The following is a 15,921-nucleotide window of genomic DNA, read 5'->3' as shown; positions in this document are numbered from 1 at the left end:
TCATACTTCTCCCTCGATCAGGGCATGCAGGCTTTCAGCCGTGATCAGCGATCGACGACCGACGCGTCGCTTTACAAGTTTGCCCTCCCGGACGAGCTCATAAATTCGGGTCTTTCCGAGGGATGTGAGATAGGCAGCCTGCTTGATTGAGTAAGCAAGTTGTCTGTTATTTGTTTGCTCTATCTTCATGTGATTACTCCCGTTCGTTATTGAACGAGAAACCACCTATGCGGACACAGACTGCCACTCACCCTAATGTCGGAGACTAAAATAGGGTGACTTGAGTTAGGTTTTGTGCGTGCCAGGCTTTCTACCCTCGGCTCGTTTGAGGGCGATTTCGGTGTCGGCAATCAGAAATGCCAAATCTTCGATGGATCGCTTTAGCCACGATTGGGGCTCTGACTCGGTCAGTTTTGCGTACAGGAACGCGATCTCCAACGCGCCGTCAGAATGATTGGACCCTTTCTCGCGACAAGACTGGATCCACGCCTCAAGTTCTCGCGAAACGGTAATGGCTGACTCGATAGTCTTTTCTGATCGATTATGAACATCTGCGGAAGCCCGGACTGCCTTTTCGTAGCCGAGCTTACCAATAACTGCGTCAGCCGCCCTACCTTCGATGAGTTTGGCCTTCAGATTTCTGAGCCTTCGGTAGAATGCTGACTTGCCTTGCCCTTGTACATGGAGCCTTACTCCATTGCCCGCGCTACCTCTTAGCGCTTTTGCCAGCGCAATGCGCGTTTCAAACTCGATGGGATATTGTGATTCAAGCAATCTTGCGATGTCTCGGGCTGGATTCTCCGAAAATCCGAGCAGCGCCATCCTTGCGATGAAGTTCAGATCCACCAATCCTAACCCATATTTCATTTGGCACCTCCCAATCTGAGCGCAGGATCCCGAAGACTTGCTCGCACCGGCTGCTTTCCGAGGGTTAAGTCAGCAACAACCTTTTCAAAGAGCGCCTCCAGATCAGCACTCACCCTGATGCACCCGTGAACTACCTCCCTAGCGAAGAGTACGTAGGATGCCTTGCGCCCTTCACTCCACTTGGGCGGGGAAGCCTTTAGATCGCGGATGTTCGCAATCTTGTCCGCAATCTTGATGAGCTTGGCATCAGCTGACTTCTTCGGCGCGTTGAGAACCTGAAGTCGCTTGCGCTCTGCTTTCGGTAGGCTCTTGTCGTCGGTCACCTCCAGAACGAGCGAGCACACTCTTTCTCCGAAGACCGCGGTCAGTTCCTCAGGCGTGGTCTCGGTGTCCTCGATCGTATCGTGGAGGATAGCCGCGATGAGGACATCACTGTCCTCAACCCCTGCCTCCGTCAGGATCTGCGCTACCTCAAGGGGGTGGTTGATGTAGGGGGTGGCCGCAGCGTCCTTACGTCGCTGTTTGCGGTGTTTCTCGGCAGCGAAACTCGCTGCCCCAATAATCCGTGCAGTGTCACTCTTTCCTGGGTTCAATCTCTCTTCCATATCTGTCCTCCACGTTTTCGGTGATGGCGTCGAACATTTCGACGATGTGGACCTCGCGGCCCGGCGAATGGGTCTCCAACAAGCCAGCTGTTTCCAGCACGCACCTTGTCCACTCGGGGCACTTCGTCACGCGCTCGAAGCACTCCTTCTCGAGAAAGCGGTGCCACTTGCGCAGCTCACGCTCGCGCTGGGCTTCGAAGAGGTCGATCTGCGGTTCGAACACAAGCCTGCGATAGAGCGCGCATAGCTCAGCCCAGGGCAGGTAGAACTCGCCCAGGTCGAGCGCTTCGCGATCGAACAGGCTGTCAGGCGGGTAGGAACGTGGATGGATGAGTTTGAGAGCGTACCAATAGCGCTCGCGGCAGAGCCAGATCAGTTCCTTGAGGTTGCTCTCGGCCGAGCGCTTCTGGCGAAACACCATCTCGTCGAGACTGATCGTTGCGTCCGAGAGGTGGAGCTGGCCAGTGGTTCGGAAATAGACAGGGAGCCCGTGCGGAGCCTTGAATTGGCTCTGGGCAAGTGGGTTCATCGGCAGTCTCCAGAAAAGACACCGAGCCTTCGCGCTGCAGGTTCGAACCCAGCAGAGCCAAAGGCTCGGGTTCGTTTGCAGCTTCCTGAATTTCAGGGAGGTCGAGAAACTCTCTCGACTGAAATGACGTTACGACCGCCGCGGAATTTCGCAATCGAAAATCGTGGCTTGCCGCCCTTTGAACTATAGCTGCTGCATCTGCGCAACACCCCGATTAAGCGGGCCAATAAAGGCTGCATGGAGGCAGCAGGCGATCAGGCGCTCCGGGCAAAATTGACGACTTCGCCGCCGTCCTTGAGCTGGTCGAGATAGTCGCTCCACCACTGCGCCATGCGTACGCGTTCATCCCAGTGCTGGCCGCGATGGTAGATCCCGCGCACGACGTTGTTGTCCTGGTGCGCAAGCGCACGTTCGATCGCATCGTAGCTCCATAGGCCGGATTCGTTGAGCAGCGTCGAGGCCGTGGCGCGCAGGCCATGGGCAGTCATCTCGTCGCCGGAATACCCCATCCGCCGCAGCGCGGCGTTCACCGTGTTCTCGCTCATCGGGCGGTCCCTCGAGGCAAGCGAGCGGAAGACGTAGCGCGAGTCTCCGTTGATCCCACGCAGTTGCTGGAGCAATTCGAGAACCTGGCGCGAGAGCGGCACGGCATGCGGCCGGCGCGATTTCATCTTGCCCGCCGGGATCCGCCAGACCTGTGCCTCCCAATCGATCTCCTCCCATTCGGCATGGCGCAGCTCTCCCGGGAGCACGAAGACATGCGGGGCAATCTGGAGTGCAAACAGCGTCGTGTGGTTGCCTTCGTATTTGTCGATTGCGCGCAGGAGACCGCCGAGTTGGGCCGGATCGGTGATCGCGGCATAGTGCTTGGGCTTGGGCGAGACCAGTGCACCCTGGAGCGGGGCGCAGGGATCGTGCTCGGCGCGCAAGGTCGAGACCGCGTAGCGGAATACGCGGCTGGCAAAGCTGCGCAGGCGCTTGGCCTTCTCATAATTGCCTTCGCGCTCATGGCGCTTGAGGACTGCGAGCATTTCGTGGGGCGTGATCTCGGCGACCGGGCGGTGGCCGATCGACTTGGAGAGAACCTTGGCAAGCCAGTTCGATTTGACCAGCGTCGCCATGGCGAGCCCTTCGGCCTCGCGCTTGGCGATATATTCATAGGCGACGTTCTCGAAGGTATCGCCCTGGCGGATGACCGCGGCGATCTTTTCCTCACGCCGGCGCCGTGCGGGATCGCCGCCATGCCCGATCTCGACCCGGGCTTCGTCGCGCATCAGGCGCGCCTCTTTGAGACCGACCTCGGGATAGCGTCCGAAGGACAATTTCTTCTCGCGGCCGTGCTGGCGATATTTCAGACGCCAGAGCTTGGAGCCATTGGGCCGCACGAGGAGATAGAGCCCGCCGCTGTCGGAAAGTTTCCAGTCGCGCTCCCTCGGAGCGGCTTGTTTTATCTGCAGGTCGGTCAAAACCATGGGGGCCTCGCCTTCGAAAAGGGCGTTTTTGACCGGGATTCTGGTGGGGGCCTCGGGGAATAAAAGGCCCCCAGGGCCCCCAGATCGAAAACGAACGGTCGCGAACGCCAGCGAACAATTCTGGCGATTTTATAGCAGTTTTCAGGGGTTTATGGAACCGGCCGCGGACGTGCGCGGAAAAATTATTGGTGCCCAGAAGAGGACTCGAACCTCCACGCCCTTGCGAGCGCCGCCACCTGAAGACGGTGCGTCTACCAATTCCGCCATCTGGGCACACAGGCGAGTCGTCTCCAACAGGACGGCTCGCGGGTAGGAGCGCGCCACTAGCCAAGCAGCGCCCCCGATGTCAACGGCTGTTTCGCTGTGCGGATGAACAAAACAGACCCGCGCGGTGCTTGCAGAGCGCGCGAGCATACGGCAAGGGGCTCTGACAATCCGCATCCGTTCAAGGCCAGAAAACCATGTCTAAGCCCTCCCCGCTCAACGAGAAGCTCGTCACTCTGTTTGGCGGCAGCGGATTTCTCGGAACCTATGTAGCGCAGGCTTTGCTGGAACGCGGCGCACGCGTACGGATTGCCAGCCGCAACCCGGAGCGGAGCTTCAGCCTGAAGCCGCTCGCGAACCTCGGCCAACTCCAGTTTGCGCGCTGCGACATCACCAATGAGGCCAGCCTCGCCGCCGCGCTTGACGGTGCAGACACTGTCATCAACCTCGTGGGCGCATTCGATGGCAATCTCAGGCGGATCATGGGCGAGGCAGCCGGCAACATGGCGGCACTTGCCAAAAAGATCGGCGCAAGCGCGTTCGTCCATGTCAGCGCGATCGGCGCGGATGCCGGGTCGCCCACAGCCTATGCCAGCGCCAAGGCGCTAGGCGAGGCAAAGGTTCTCGAAGCCTTCGCCGAAGCGAGCATCATCCGCCCGTCGATCATCTTCGGCAAGGACGATAACTTCCTCAACATGTTCGGCCAGTTGATCAGCATGGCCCCGGCGCTGCCAGTCTTCGGCCCTGACGCGAAGCTGCAACTCGTCTTTGTCGACGATGTTGCAGAAGCGATCGTCCGCGCTGCAGAAGACCCGACGCAGCATGGCGGAAAGACCTTCGAACTGGGCGGACCCGAGGTCCTCACGATGCTGGAGATCAATCAGCGCATCGCCGCGGCCCAGGGTCGTTCTCCGCTGTTCATCTCCATGCCGGACACCGCCTCTGCGATTTTCGCGGCCTTGCCGCTGACGCCGATGAGCTCCGACCAGTGGACCTTGCTGAAGGCAGGCAGCGTTGCGTCACCCGATATGCCCGGTTTCAAGCAGCTCGGGATCGAGCCCAAGCCGCTTGGCCTGTTCCTCGACAAGTGGATGGTCCGTTTCCGCAAGCATGGCCGCTTCGGCGCGATGGCGGGAAAACAGCCCGACTGATCTGCAGGAGTGCGTCAGGAGGCCTCACCTCCTGTCCCCTTTCCTTCGCCTGAGATTTCGCGGGCCTGCCCCTCGATCATGTTGAGCGGCTCGACAATCAGTTCTACCCCTGCACTGCCGATAATGCGAACCCGGCTTCCGACCGGCAGATCAGGACCGCGCGCGATCCATTCGCTGTCCCCGTGCTTTAAGCGGCCCGTGCCACCATCGATCGCCTGGACAATGATCGCAGTCTCGCCCACCAGCCGCCCGCCGCGCTGGTTCAATAGCGGGTCGGAGCTTTCAATCGGAGAATCGCGCAGGAAGCGCTTCGCGCTGAATGCTGCAATCAGCGACAGCGAGACGAACACCACAATCTGAACCGGAAAGCCCAGCCCGATGCCCAGCGTGAGCAGCCCGGTCGCAATGGCGGCAAGCGCAAGCCAGATCAGATAGACGCCCGGCACCAGCATTTCGAGTGCGGCCAGCACCAGGCCGAGCGTGATCCAGATCCAGTGCGCTTCAAAGCCGCCAAGCTGGTCCATCAGCTGTCTCCGCTGCGCGGGACGCTCGCCCGTGAGCGCGAGTCCGGCAACGGTTGGCCAGTGCGCGCAGGACGCGTCGTAACATCGCCGTCTGCGGGCTGGATCGCATCGCGCACCAGCTCGCCAATTCCGCCGAGCGAACCGATCAGCTGGGTTGCTTCAACGGGAAACAGGATCGTCTTGGCATTGGGGCTTTCGGCGAACTTGCCGACCGCCTTGGTGTATTCCTGCGCGATGAAGTAGTTGATCGCCTGATTTCCTGATGCCGCAATCGCATCGGACACCATTTGCGTCGCGCGCGCTTCCGCCTCTGCTGAACGCTCACGTGCCTCAGCATCGCGAAATGCCGCTTCGCGCTTGCCTTCCGCTTCGAGAATGGCCGACTGCTTGCGGCCTTCGGCGCGCAGGATCGAGCTGGTCTTATCGCCTTCGGCCTCGAGGATTTCCGCGCGCTTCAAACGCTCGGCCTTCATCTGGCGCGCCATGGCTTCGGAAATGTCGTGCGGCGGGCGGATGTCCTTGATCTCGACGCGGGTGATCTTCACGCCCCAGGGCGAGGTTGCGTGATCGACCACTGCGAGCAGCCGCGCATTGATCTCGTCGCGCTTGGACAGGGTCTCGTCGAGGTCCATTGAACCCATGACCGTGCGCAGGTTGGTGGTCGTGAGCGCCATGATTGCCTGATAAAGGTTGGCGACTTCATAGGCCGCCTTGCCCGCATCGAGCACCTGGAAGAACACCACCGCATCAACGCCAACCATGGCATTATCGGCGGTGATGATTTCCTGTCCCGGAATATCGAGCACCTGCTCCATCATGTTCACCTTTTGCCCGATGCGGTCGATGAACGGTGTGATGATATGCAAGCCCGGCTCAGCCGACTTGGTGAACTTGCCAAAGCGCTCGATCGTGTAGACGAAACCTTGCTTCACGACGCGCACTGCCATCAGCAGGAACACGATCAGCAGAAACACAAGCGCAATGAGTACGATATCGAGCACGGATGCTTCCCCTTTTCAGACCAGAACTCCAGCCTAACCGCTGGGAGCGCCGCTTCCAAGCGAAACCGGAGACGACGCGGGTGAAGGCCGTGTTGGATACACATGTTACACAGTCCTGAGCCAAGAAAACCCGCGCCGGTGAAGGATACTTTCCAGCCACTTTCCGAAACAACCGAAAGAGCGCGCTAACGCCGCAATTCTGCGGGATTGCGGCAGGTTTCACCCGTGAAAAGTGTGACCATCTGCGGCAATGCTTAAACATGAGGCACTCCTTCGCGTCTATCCCCTGGCCAGAGACAGGATTGCGCGCGAAATTTACTGAAGGACGGGTCAGTAGGAAATGTCGGGAGCAGGCTGTTGCACTTGCGTCATGCTGAACTCCTTTCAGCATGATCCTTGCTTGTTGAGACTGTTATCCTGAAGCAAGTTCAGGATGACGGGAGCTGGTGTGGAAAGCGGACGGTCTGCACTGGCAACTCAAGGCAATCAATGTGGACGCAGTTTTCCGGAGCCTCACATTGACAAAGAAAACTACGCAGTGCCTATTCCATCCGGGTCGCGCCGGATATCCAAGGGGGGAAATGGATGAACGACGCAAGCGGTGTGCAGGTTCGGCCTGAAAGAATTGAGTTTGTCGATGCCCTTCGCGGCTTCGCCTTGTTCGGCCTGCTCATGGTGCATGCGGCTGAAGCATTTAGCGTCGGCCTTTCGCGAGGGACTGACGATCCGTGGGGGCAGGCCATTTTCTTCCTCTTCGGCAGCAAGGCCTTCGCGATATTCGCACTGCTTTTCGGGTTCAGCTTCGCAACAATCATGGGCAACCAGCGCGGACGCGGCGTCGACTTCACCAGCCGTTTTGCGTGGCGACTGCTGCTCCTCATGGCAATCGGCTTCATTCACTCGCTGCTGTATGCGGCTGAGATACTCCGGTTACTCGCGTTTCTGGGGCTTCTGCTCATTCCGCTGGATAGAGTTCGCAGCAATTACGCACTGCTGGCAATTTCAGGCCTGTTTTTCCTGCAGATCCCGCTGCTTATCCAGTGGATGCTGGCCAATTGGGGCAATGCCTTTGCCGCGTCAGAGCCCTATTTTGCCAGCTCTTACCTATGGGATACCCTCAGAAACGGCAGCTTGGGAGAAATCATCAGGGCGAATGCAACAGAGGGCAATCTCGTCAAGTGGTCAATAAACTGGTCGTTTGGCAGGGTAAGCGAGATTGCCGGATTGTTTGCCGTAGGTGTGATCATTCAGCGCGCAGGTTTTTTCGCCCGCATTGCGAAGGATCGCGGGATTGCATTGGCAATGCTTGTCATTGGCGGCACGATCTTTGCGATCCTCGAATTCATCGTGAAGCCGATGGTGCCCGGATCACCATCAGGCGCAGAGTTCGCGATCGGACCCTTTACCGAAAGCGCAATCCTGTTCCAGTGGATCGGGATCAGCGCAATAACAGCGCAAATCGGACTTCTGGCGCTTGTGTGGAACTCTCCATTGCAGCGGCTGGTTGGCCTGTTCAAGGGTCCTGGGCGGATGACACTCACGCTCTATGTCGCGCATTCATTTGTCGCCGTTCCCATATTGTATCAATTCGGGCTCGGAATGGCTGAGGTGTGGGACACGCAAACGAGAATCCTGCTCGCAATTGCCTTTTTCGGATTGCAAATCCTGTTCGCACATTGGTGGTATGCACGATACCGTTACGGACCGCTGGAATGGACCTGGCGCGCGGCAACCCTGAACGACTGGAAGGTGCCGCTGAGGCGGCATCCTCAGCCACCCTCAACAAATGCATCCACGATTATGTAGCTCTCGGGGCCAAAGTTGACGGTCACTCGATCACCATCGCGGGTGGTCTTGAAATCCCATCCGGCAGATCCATCCGCTTCAGCGCTATCAGCACCAATAGGTGTGGTACCTTGAACAAAGATCGCGCGCTTTGAACCGTCAGGTTTCTGGACTTCGACCAAAGTCGTGCCATCCTCACCCCAATTGCGGATCACCCCCGCATCGCAGTTCTGCGTCGGGTCTTCTCCGGCAAAGCCGCAAGGGATCTGCGCAGTGGCGTTATATTGAGTCCCCGGAACAAGCGCGTCCTCGCTCTCCGCCGCTGAGACAGGCTCTTGCGCTACCTCTTCTGATCCGCCGGTATCGTTCGGCTCCTCAGGTGCTGAACCGCCTCCACACGATGCGAGAACGAAAGAAGCCGCTCCCAGCAGGGTCAAGGTCATTCTCATACCGAACTACTCCCTCTCACCGGCAATCCGGATGATTGCCAATATCCCGCACGTCATAGACCAGCCCATCAGCGACCGTGAGCTGCAGGCATTGACGCGATTGCGCGCGCCACATGATCGAATATCGGGTGTTGTCATCCCCAAAGCGGCTGACTCGGGTGAAGCCACGTTCGTTCAACAGATCACGAGCGCGCGAGCCGCTCATGCCCTCTACGTCCTTGTAAGCCGCTACCTGTGAGTAACCGCCGTGGCCGTGATGATGGCTCAGCTTTGCTTCGCGCTCATCCACACCGGCCGTATAGCCTGAGGAATACGCGTCCGAGCGATCATAATTGTGATAGGCCGCATTATGGAGGCCATCGGTATAGCCGCGCTCGTAATCGGCTTCTGCTTTCTGATCTTCATGGTGATTGCGGTCTTCGTGATGGTGCGACTTGTGCGAGACCAGTGCGCCGAGCAAAGCAGCACCGGCGATGACACCGGCAGCCTTGGCACCATCTCCCTTGTGATGGCCGCAGTCCTGATCTGCTGCATCCTGGATCGTCTCGACCCTGCCATTGTAGACTTCGACCTGGACGCAATCATCGTCGCGCTCGTTCCACCAATAGCTGTAGGCATAGCCCATGGAATTCTTGTGTGTCGAAGTATGCTCGAAGCCGCGAGACTGGAGCGCGCTTTCTGCGCTGCTGCCTCTCATCCCATTGATGTCCACCAGATCTCTCGCTTTTTCCGCAAGGACTGGTGAGGCTGCGAGTGCAGCGGTGGCAGCTCCCGCGATCAACGTGGTACGAATGCCCATGGTCTTCTCCCCCTGTCAAAAATCGTGATTACACCTCGCGACCCGACTGACTTTCTCTCAACAGGCGCAAGCCCTGAGAGAGGGGAGAAGGCTGCATATCCCGGGCTCAGAGATCAAGTGTAAACTTCGCAATCCAGAGGAGTGATGGTCTTCCGCAAGTCATGGATCTGCAGCCGATTTGATTGCGAAAAAGGCTCTTAAAGCGCGCCTTCATAGAGCTTGATTTTCTCTTCAAAGGCGCGGTCGGCCTCTTCCTTCGCGTAGGCTGGACTGTCCGGGACGGTCCAGCCGTGATCGCCGGCATAGACTTCAACCACAGCCGGCTTGCCCGCGCTATCTGCCGCTTCGCGCAGCGCAGTCTTGTCATCCGGCGCCTTCGCATCATCGTCTGTCGCAATGGCAATCAGGAAACTTGCCTCTGTCGTCGCCATCAGCCTGTGGGGGCTTTCTGCGTCTTCGCGCACCAGCCCGCCTCCATGGAAGCTGGCTGCCGCCTTCACCCGCGCAGGCACTTCAGCGGCTGAGTAGACTGTGAATGGCCCGCCCATGCAGTACCCTTCCGCGCCGATCCCGCGGCTTGTGTCGACAAAGGGTTGCGCGTCGAGCCACGCGACGATCGCCTGCGTGTCGCTGCGGATGGCGAAGGAGGACAGCTTCTCGCGGAAGCCGCGCGCAGTGTCCCATCCGCCATCGGCAAAGTCCGCGAAGCTCTCCCAGATTTGCCCGCTCACGTCGCGATAGTAAGGATTGACCAGCAGCACGGCGTAGCCCTGATCGGCGGTCCGGCGCGCCATGCTGATATGCGACGGCCTGATCCCGGCAATATCGGGCCAATGGATCACCGCTGGGTGCTCGCCGTCTTCCGGGTGGATGAGGATTGCGTCCATCGTGCCATCTGCCGTCTCAAAGCTCACTGGGGTTTCGACCAGTTCCGGCGCGGTGCCTTGCCCATTCGCCCCCGGAGCGTTGCCAGCCGTGCAGGCTGATAGCGCGGCAGCGCCTGACAATGCACCGAACTCGCGGCGGGAGAGCTGACCCCTGGCCCAGCGCTTCATGGTTTCTTGATCGCACATTGCATCGCTCCATCATGCTTTGGACGATGGATCTAAGCGCCAATCGGATGATGGGCAACAGCCCCTTCACTATACCCGTAGCAGGACAGGGGAGGACACCGCGCGAATGAGGATAAAGCTGCCAGTCTCGATTAACGGCTTTGCTCAGCCCCTGAATACAACGGTGCGCGTGCCGTTCATCAGCACGCGTTCCTCAAGATGCAGCCTCACCGCTTCAGAGAGAACGCGGCGCTCGATATCGCGTCCCTTGCGCACCAGCTCGTCAGGCAAGTCGGCATGGGTGATGGGCTCGACATCCTGGTGAATGATCGGCCCTTCATCGAGGTCGGTGGTGACATAATGCGCGGTTGCACCGATCATCTTCACCCCGCGCGCATGAGCCTGGTGATAGGGCTTCGCGCCCTTGAAGCCGGGCAGGAAGCTGTGGTGGATATTGATGCAGCGCCCCGCAAAGTGACCCGCTTGCTCGTCTGAGAGGATCTGCATATAGCGCGCGAGCACCACGAGCTCTGCGCGCGTCTGCTCCGCAATCGCCCGCACCTGCGCTTCCTGTTCGGTCTTGGTGTCCCTTGAAACCGGCAGGTGATGAAACGGAATATCGGCGAAATCGAGATGCGCGAAGGTCTCGCGCGGATGGTTGGAGATGATCGCTACCGGCTCCATCGGCAATTCGCCGATCCGCCAACGATAGAGCAGGTCAGCGAGGCAATGATCGAACTTGCTGACCATCAGGATGACCCGGCGCGGGCGGTCACGAAGGGCGAGCTTCCATTGCATCGCATATTCATCCGCAAGCGCCGCAAAGGAAGCGCGGAGTGCATCCAGCGACTGCGAGCCATCTTCAAACTCGACCCGCATGAAGAAACGATCGCTTTCGCGGTCGTTGAACTGCTGCGCCTCAAGCACATTGCCGCCATTGTCGAACAGGAACCCGGTCACGCGGGCGGTGATTCCCGGCCTGTCAGGACATGACAGGGTAAGGACTAGTGGATCGGACATCAGCGGCGGCCCAGCGCCGCTTCGCTTTCCGCCATCAGCGTCGCGATGATGTCAGCCACGGGTTCTTCCTGCGTCACCATGCCGACCGACTGGCCTGCCATCAACGAGCCGCCATCGACATCGCCGTCGATGACCGCGCGCCGCAAGGCGCCGGCCCAGAAATGCTCGATCTGCAGCTGCGCTTCGCCCATGTCGACTTCCCCACGATCGAGCATGCCGGCGACCTCGATCTGCTTGCGGGTAAATTCCTCGGTGCCCTTGTTCTTGAGCGCGCGCACCGGGATCACCGGCAAGCGCGGATCGACCTGCACACTGGCTTCGGCATCGCGGGCCTTGGCGCGGAAGAAAGCTTTCTTGAAGTCAGGATGCGCAATGCTTTCGCTGGCACAGGCAAAGCGGGTGCCCAGCTGCACCCCGCTCGCACCCATCTCCAGATAGCCTGCAATCGCTTCACCGCGGCCGATCCCGCCAGCAACAAAGACGACGTGGTCCTCTGCCAGTGCGGGCAGGAATTCCTGCGCCAGAACGCTCGTCGAAACGGGGCCGATGTGTCCGCCTGCTTCCATCCCTTCGATCACCAGCGCATCGCCGCCCGAGCGCAGCAGCTTCTTTGCGAGCGCCAGAGTAGGCGCAAACACGATGACCTTCGCGCCGAATGCCTTGATCGCTTCGACGCTGCCCTTGGGAGGAATGCCGCCCGCCAGCACGACATGGCCCACGCCGTGCTTCTGGCACACCGCGATCAGGTCAAACAATTGTGGATGCATCGTGATGAGGTTCACGCCGAATGGCTTGTCCGTCAGCGCCCTGGTGGCCGCGATTTCCGCGTCGAGCAGATCCGGTGTCATCGCTCCGCAAGCGATCACGCCGAAACCGCCAGCATTGGAGATGGCCGAGACCAGATTGCGTTCGGAGACCCAGCTCATCGCGCCGCACAGAATGGCGTGTTCGCAGCCCAGGAAGTCTCGGCCTCGCTGCATCAACGCAGCGGTCTTTGGATAGGATGTCATGGCCAGCCGCGTTACTGGCCTGCGTCAAGGAGAGCAAGCCTGTGCAGACCTATGCGCTACGCTGGTTCGGTCCGCTCAGGCGGTCTTGCTGCGGCGCCAGCTGCTGCGGATGGCATCGCCGCACTCGACCCGAAAACCGCCCGCGGACCGCGCCATCGTAAGCGCGACCTCGCCGCGCACCAGCGTGTCATCGAGACAGCCGTTCAATTGCGAGACGGACGCGCTCGCCGTCAGCCGCATTTCTTCCAGCTCTGCATCGCGCGAGAATTCAGCAAAGGTAGAGACCACTTCGCTGGCAAAGTCGATCGCTTCGCGCCGTTCGCATGATGGCAGCATCACGGCGAAGCGATTGTCTTCGAGCCGGGCCAGGATATGATCCTCATCGAGCATGTTTGACAGAAATCCAGCGAAGGCCTTGATTACGCTGTCGCTTGCCTGTTGACCAAAGCGCAGCCCGATCGCGCGAATACGATCGATCTCGAACAGCGCGATAGAACCGCCCCGACCTGCAGCCATCAGGTGACAGACGCTGCCGAGAAATGCGTGGCGGTTGGGAATCCCGGTAAGAGCATCGGTCATCGCGGTCTGAAACAGGCGATGCTCCAGCGCGCGTTCCTGCTCGACACACCGCAAGACGCAGATTGCACCGCGCGATTGTCCATTCCGCTCCATATTGACGGGCAAGGGCCGCAAGGTAATCGCAAACCAGCGCGGCTCCCTCCCCTCAGCGCAAAGCGGAATGTGGATTGGCTCTGCTGACCTGCCCGATTGGAGCACTTGCGCGCAATAGTCGCGCAGCAGGTCCGCATGATCGGCATCAGTCAAGTCTGCCAGATGCGGCGCGATCAACATCGCGTCGAGTTCGAAGCCCGCGCGGCTCAAGGCGTCGGAAGCGTGTTCGATAAAGCCATGGCGGTCGATCTTGAGAACAATATCCCCGCCAAGGTCTGCCAATACGCCGTACAGGCTTCCCCCAAGCTTTACGTTCAATCCGATAGTCATGGCCGCATGCCCCCGGCTTTGACGTGTTGCCCCTCTGCCAATTTCAGACCAGCCTGACGTAACGTAAACTAATCAAATTATCCTGTTCCCCACCTTTGCGGACCCAACCCCGCATGAGGAAAGCAATAAATCGGTTAGTTGCGTTATATTATTTGTCTAACTTTCGAATCGGCTACTCATTCTGTTTACCATAAAATCCGCACGCGTCATCGCTCTTACTTAGAGACTAACCCTAAGTAGATGCCGAAAACTAGCCAATTCTGTGGTCGGGGAAGGTTTTTAAATAGTGCGACTTACAGTTCGACCATTACCCGGATCTTGTCCGTGGTAACGCCAAACGCTTCTGCAATCAGCGCACGGGCCTCTTCCAGCGTTTCCTGCGCAGCTGACGGGCTCGCCATGCCCAGCAGTTCATCCTGCTCGATCCCCAGGACGCGGGCAAGCGCTGGGAAGCGATCCTCGATCGGACGCGCCTTGCCCTTCTCCCATGCCCACACCGTTGGCTTGCTGACGCCGAGGCGCTCGGCCACGTCCGACAAGGTCATGCCCTTGCCCTTGCGCAGTTGCTCCAGCCGCTTGCCAAAAGCCGCGCCGCCCAGCTTGTTCTGGGAGCCACTGAGAGCAAGCGGCGCAAGCGCTTCTCCGCGCAGCTGTGAAGCAGCCAGAACAGCGGCTGAAACCGGCTGGGTGAACCGGCAACCAAACAACCGGTCACTTGACCACACCACTTCAGCCGACACATCGCCGGCTTCGGGCAAATGGATCGTGAGCCGCTCACCAATGGCGAGTTCCTCGCTCGTTTCGATCAGCATACCGCTGGAAGAAACGTTATGCGCCGTCATGTTTGCTTCAACGCCGCTGCCCATCACGCCGCGCGTTTCGAGCCTCAGCTCACGACGCTCTGCACCGCGGCCTTCGACTTCGGAGCGATCTTCGAGATGGCCTTTGACGGGCATGAAACCTCTTCCTTGTACGCTTGTGCAGACCATACTGCATCACCGCGACAAGGTTCGGGCCTTGGGGTTAAGGATTGGTTAGCTTCCGGGTCCGTTTGCCGCGAAAAATGCCCAGCCTCAGTCAACCCACAGCTGCACGCAAGGGTTCAGGCCGCCTCGTCCTTCGCATCGAGTCCGTATGCAGTGTGCAGCACACGCACCGCCAGTTCGGTCTCGTCTTCATCGATCAGCACGCTGACCTTGATTTCCGAGGTCGAGATCGCCTGAATGTTGATCCCCCGATCAGAAAGCGCGCGGAACATGCTGCTGGCAACGCCTGCATGGCTCTTCATGCCGACACCCACAACGCTGATCTTGGCGATCTTGTTGTCGGTGATGATGCGGTTGAAGCCGATTTCAGTGCGTTTGTCCTCAAGCAGGGCCTGCGCGCGCGCCAGGTCGGCTTGCGGGACCGTGAAAGTCACGTCGGTCTCGCCCTTGTCGCGGCCGACGTTCTGGATGATCATGTCGACATTGATCGAAGCCTGGGCCAGCGGCTCGAAGATATTGGCAACAGCGCCCGGCTTGTCCGGAACGCGGGTAAGGATGATCTTTGCTTCGTTCTTGTCATGCGCGATGCCGGTCACAAGCTGGCGTTCCATATCGCCGTTCTCCACTAACTCGTTCATTTCTTCGTCCGACACGATCATCGTGCCGGGCAATTCGTCCGCCGGAATGGCATCGTCGCCGAGGAAGCTGGACAGCACTTGCAGCCGCACCCCTTCCTTCATGGCAAGGCTGACAGAACGGGTCTGCAAGACCTTTGCTCCGACCGAGGCAAGCTCCAGCATTTCCTCGTAAGTGACCGCTTTCTGCTTCTTTGCCTTGGCAACAATACGCGGGTCGGTGGTGTAGACCCCGTCGACATCCGTATAGATGTCGCAGCGATCCGCCTTGACCGCCGCCGCCACAGCAACCGCAGAGGTATCAGAGCCCCCGCGCCCAAGCGTGGTGATCCGGCCATCTTCCGAAAGACCCTGAAATCCGGGAATGACTGCGATTTCGCCCGCTTGCATCGAGGCAACCAATGCGTCGGCGTCAATAGCTTCGATCCGGGCCTTGGCGTGGGCTTCCATCGTCCTCACCGGCAATTGCCAGCCCAGCCAGCTGCGTGCCTTGCAGCCCAGCGATTGCAAAGTGAGTGCCAAAAGGCCGCTTGTGACCTGCTCGCCAGAGGCAACCACGACGTCGTATTCCGCTGGGTCGTAAAGCGCGTTCGCTTCACGGCAGAAGTTCACGAGGCGATCGGTCTCGCCCGCCATGGCGGAAACGACCACCGCGACCTCATGTCCGGCCGCTTGCTGCTTGCGCACGATCTGCGCCACGCGGCGAATGCGTTCCGTCCCCGCCATGGAGGTGCCGCCAAATTTCATCACGATGCGGGCCAATTCGTGCT

17 protein-coding genes and 1 tRNA gene are annotated in these 15,921 nt (G+C 59.4%); 2 read left to right on the top strand and 16 right to left on the bottom strand.

Annotated elements, in window-relative coordinates:
- The 6 genes from ACG9DO_RS04915 to ACG9DO_RS04890 form a co-directional block, all read right to left on the bottom strand.
- The gene (locus ACG9DO_RS04915) at positions 1-189 is read right to left on the bottom strand and encodes a helix-turn-helix domain-containing protein (RefSeq protein ID WP_394730607.1); all 189 of its coding nucleotides are present in this window, start codon (positions 187-189) and stop codon (positions 1-3) included.
- A gap of 96 nt (positions 190-285) precedes the next feature.
- Positions 286-867, bottom strand: a complete 582-nt coding sequence (locus ACG9DO_RS04910) for a hypothetical protein (RefSeq protein WP_394730606.1) — start codon at positions 865-867, stop codon at positions 286-288.
- Positions 864-1,472 carry an HD domain-containing protein gene (locus ACG9DO_RS04905; RefSeq protein WP_394730605.1) on the bottom strand — a complete coding sequence of 203 codons (609 nt, stop codon included), beginning with the start codon at positions 1,470-1,472 and terminating at the stop codon, positions 864-866. Before ACG9DO_RS04905 ends, ACG9DO_RS04910 begins: the two co-directional genes overlap by 4 nt.
- Entirely contained in the window at positions 1,441-2,001 is a 561-nt protein-coding gene (locus ACG9DO_RS04900; protein WP_394730604.1) for a hypothetical protein, read from the bottom strand. Before ACG9DO_RS04900 ends, ACG9DO_RS04905 begins: the two co-directional genes overlap by 32 nt.
- 254 nt (positions 2,002-2,255) lie before the next feature.
- Positions 2,256-3,473, bottom strand: coding sequence for a tyrosine-type recombinase/integrase (locus ACG9DO_RS04895; RefSeq protein ID WP_394730603.1), 1,218 nt, complete (start codon positions 3,471-3,473; stop codon positions 2,256-2,258).
- 186 nt (positions 3,474-3,659) lie between these two features.
- Positions 3,660-3,746 (bottom strand) — tRNA-Leu (locus tag ACG9DO_RS04890).
- Positions 3,747-3,934: 188 nt separating this feature from the next.
- On the opposite strand from ACG9DO_RS04890, the gene ACG9DO_RS04885 reads away from it, so the two are divergent.
- Positions 3,935-4,888 (top strand): complex I NDUFA9 subunit family protein, encoded by a 954-nt coding sequence (locus ACG9DO_RS04885; RefSeq protein WP_394730602.1) that lies wholly within the window; start codon positions 3,935-3,937, stop codon positions 4,886-4,888.
- Between the two features lie 14 nt (positions 4,889-4,902).
- On the opposite strand, the gene ACG9DO_RS04880 is transcribed toward ACG9DO_RS04885, so the two are convergent.
- Entirely contained in the window at positions 4,903-5,412 is a 510-nt protein-coding gene (locus ACG9DO_RS04880) for an NfeD family protein (protein ID WP_394730601.1), read from the bottom strand.
- The gene (locus tag ACG9DO_RS04875) at positions 5,412-6,359 is read right to left on the bottom strand and encodes an SPFH domain-containing protein (RefSeq protein ID WP_394731202.1); all 948 of its coding nucleotides are present in this window, start codon (positions 6,357-6,359) and stop codon (positions 5,412-5,414) included. Before ACG9DO_RS04875 ends, ACG9DO_RS04880 begins: the two co-directional genes overlap by 1 nt.
- Positions 6,360-6,998: 639 nt before the next feature.
- On the opposite strand from ACG9DO_RS04875, the gene ACG9DO_RS04870 reads away from it, so the two are divergent.
- Positions 6,999-8,219 (top strand): DUF418 domain-containing protein, encoded by a 1,221-nt coding sequence (locus ACG9DO_RS04870; protein WP_394730600.1) that lies wholly within the window; start codon positions 6,999-7,001, stop codon positions 8,217-8,219.
- On the opposite strand, the gene ACG9DO_RS04865 is transcribed toward ACG9DO_RS04870, so the two are convergent.
- The 8 genes from ACG9DO_RS04865 to ACG9DO_RS04830 form a co-directional block, all read right to left on the bottom strand.
- Complete coding sequence (locus ACG9DO_RS04865; protein ID WP_394730599.1) at positions 8,183-8,647, bottom strand: hypothetical protein; 465 nt, start codon at positions 8,645-8,647, stop codon at positions 8,183-8,185. The two genes, ACG9DO_RS04870 and ACG9DO_RS04865, sit on opposite strands and share 37 nt — an antisense overlap.
- A 16-nt stretch (positions 8,648-8,663) precedes the next feature.
- The gene (locus tag ACG9DO_RS04860) at positions 8,664-9,446 is read right to left on the bottom strand and encodes a hypothetical protein (RefSeq protein WP_394730598.1); all 783 of its coding nucleotides are present in this window, start codon (positions 9,444-9,446) and stop codon (positions 8,664-8,666) included.
- A 197-nt stretch (positions 9,447-9,643) separates the two neighbouring features.
- The gene (locus ACG9DO_RS04855) at positions 9,644-10,519 is read right to left on the bottom strand and encodes a dienelactone hydrolase family protein (RefSeq protein ID WP_394730597.1); all 876 of its coding nucleotides are present in this window, start codon (positions 10,517-10,519) and stop codon (positions 9,644-9,646) included.
- A gap of 144 nt (positions 10,520-10,663) precedes the next feature.
- The gene (purU, locus tag ACG9DO_RS04850) at positions 10,664-11,518 is read right to left on the bottom strand and encodes a formyltetrahydrofolate deformylase (protein ID WP_394730596.1); all 855 of its coding nucleotides are present in this window, start codon (positions 11,516-11,518) and stop codon (positions 10,664-10,666) included.
- On the bottom strand, positions 11,518-12,528 hold the full coding sequence (locus tag ACG9DO_RS04845) for an NAD(P)H-dependent flavin oxidoreductase (RefSeq protein WP_394730595.1): 1,011 nt from the start codon (positions 12,526-12,528) through the stop codon (positions 11,518-11,520). Before ACG9DO_RS04845 ends, purU begins: the two co-directional genes overlap by 1 nt.
- Positions 12,529-12,603: 75 nt before the next feature.
- Positions 12,604-13,530, bottom strand: coding sequence for a GGDEF domain-containing protein (locus tag ACG9DO_RS04840; RefSeq protein WP_394730594.1), 927 nt, complete (start codon positions 13,528-13,530; stop codon positions 12,604-12,606).
- Between the two features lie 293 nt (positions 13,531-13,823).
- Positions 13,824-14,486, bottom strand: a complete 663-nt coding sequence (locus ACG9DO_RS04835; protein ID WP_394730593.1) for a helix-turn-helix domain-containing protein — start codon at positions 14,484-14,486, stop codon at positions 13,824-13,826.
- 146 nt (positions 14,487-14,632) lie between these two features.
- Complete coding sequence (locus ACG9DO_RS04830) at positions 14,633-15,913, bottom strand: aspartate kinase (RefSeq protein WP_394730592.1); 1,281 nt, start codon at positions 15,911-15,913, stop codon at positions 14,633-14,635.
- Between the last annotated feature and the right edge of the window lie 8 nt (positions 15,914-15,921).

Origin of the sequence: Altererythrobacter sp. GH1-8 (genome assembly GCF_043702085.1) — a bacterium.
In the GTDB taxonomy this organism is placed as follows: domain Bacteria; phylum Pseudomonadota; class Alphaproteobacteria; order Sphingomonadales; family Sphingomonadaceae; genus Erythrobacter.
The sequence above is the reverse complement of the archived record's forward strand: the minus strand, read 5'-3'. Positions and strand labels throughout refer to the sequence as shown.

Bases quoted from the DNA above. Each gene is read 5' to 3' on its own strand.
- ACG9DO_RS04915 (WP_394730607.1), bottom strand. From the start codon at position 189: ATGAAGATAGAGCAAACAAATAACAGACAACTTGCTTACTCAATCAAG.
- ACG9DO_RS04910 (WP_394730606.1), bottom strand. From the start codon at position 867: ATGAAATATGGGTTAGGATTGGTGGATCTGAACTTCATCGCAAGGATG.
- ACG9DO_RS04905 (WP_394730605.1), bottom strand. From the start codon at position 1,472: ATGGAAGAGAGATTGAACCCAGGAAAGAGTGACACTGCACGGATTATT.
- ACG9DO_RS04900 (WP_394730604.1), bottom strand. From the start codon at position 2,001: ATGAACCCACTTGCCCAGAGCCAATTCAAGGCTCCGCACGGGCTCCCT.
- ACG9DO_RS04895 (WP_394730603.1), bottom strand. From the start codon at position 3,473: ATGGTTTTGACCGACCTGCAGATAAAACAAGCCGCTCCGAGGGAGCGC.
- ACG9DO_RS04885 (WP_394730602.1), top strand. From the start codon at position 3,935: ATGTCTAAGCCCTCCCCGCTCAACGAGAAGCTCGTCACTCTGTTTGGC.
- ACG9DO_RS04880 (WP_394730601.1), bottom strand. From the start codon at position 5,412: ATGGACCAGCTTGGCGGCTTTGAAGCGCACTGGATCTGGATCACGCTC.
- ACG9DO_RS04875 (WP_394731202.1), bottom strand. From the start codon at position 6,359: ATGGCAGTGCGCGTCGTGAAGCAAGGTTTCGTCTACACGATCGAGCGC.
- ACG9DO_RS04870 (WP_394730600.1), top strand. From the start codon at position 6,999: ATGAACGACGCAAGCGGTGTGCAGGTTCGGCCTGAAAGAATTGAGTTT.
- ACG9DO_RS04865 (WP_394730599.1), bottom strand. From the start codon at position 8,647: ATGAGAATGACCTTGACCCTGCTGGGAGCGGCTTCTTTCGTTCTCGCA.
- ACG9DO_RS04860 (WP_394730598.1), bottom strand. From the start codon at position 9,446: ATGGGCATTCGTACCACGTTGATCGCGGGAGCTGCCACCGCTGCACTC.
- ACG9DO_RS04855 (WP_394730597.1), bottom strand. From the start codon at position 10,519: ATGTGCGATCAAGAAACCATGAAGCGCTGGGCCAGGGGTCAGCTCTCC.
- purU (WP_394730596.1), bottom strand. From the start codon at position 11,518: ATGTCCGATCCACTAGTCCTTACCCTGTCATGTCCTGACAGGCCGGGA.
- ACG9DO_RS04845 (WP_394730595.1), bottom strand. From the start codon at position 12,528: ATGACATCCTATCCAAAGACCGCTGCGTTGATGCAGCGAGGCCGAGAC.
- ACG9DO_RS04840 (WP_394730594.1), bottom strand. From the start codon at position 13,530: ATGACTATCGGATTGAACGTAAAGCTTGGGGGAAGCCTGTACGGCGTA.
- ACG9DO_RS04835 (WP_394730593.1), bottom strand. From the start codon at position 14,486: ATGCCCGTCAAAGGCCATCTCGAAGATCGCTCCGAAGTCGAAGGCCGC.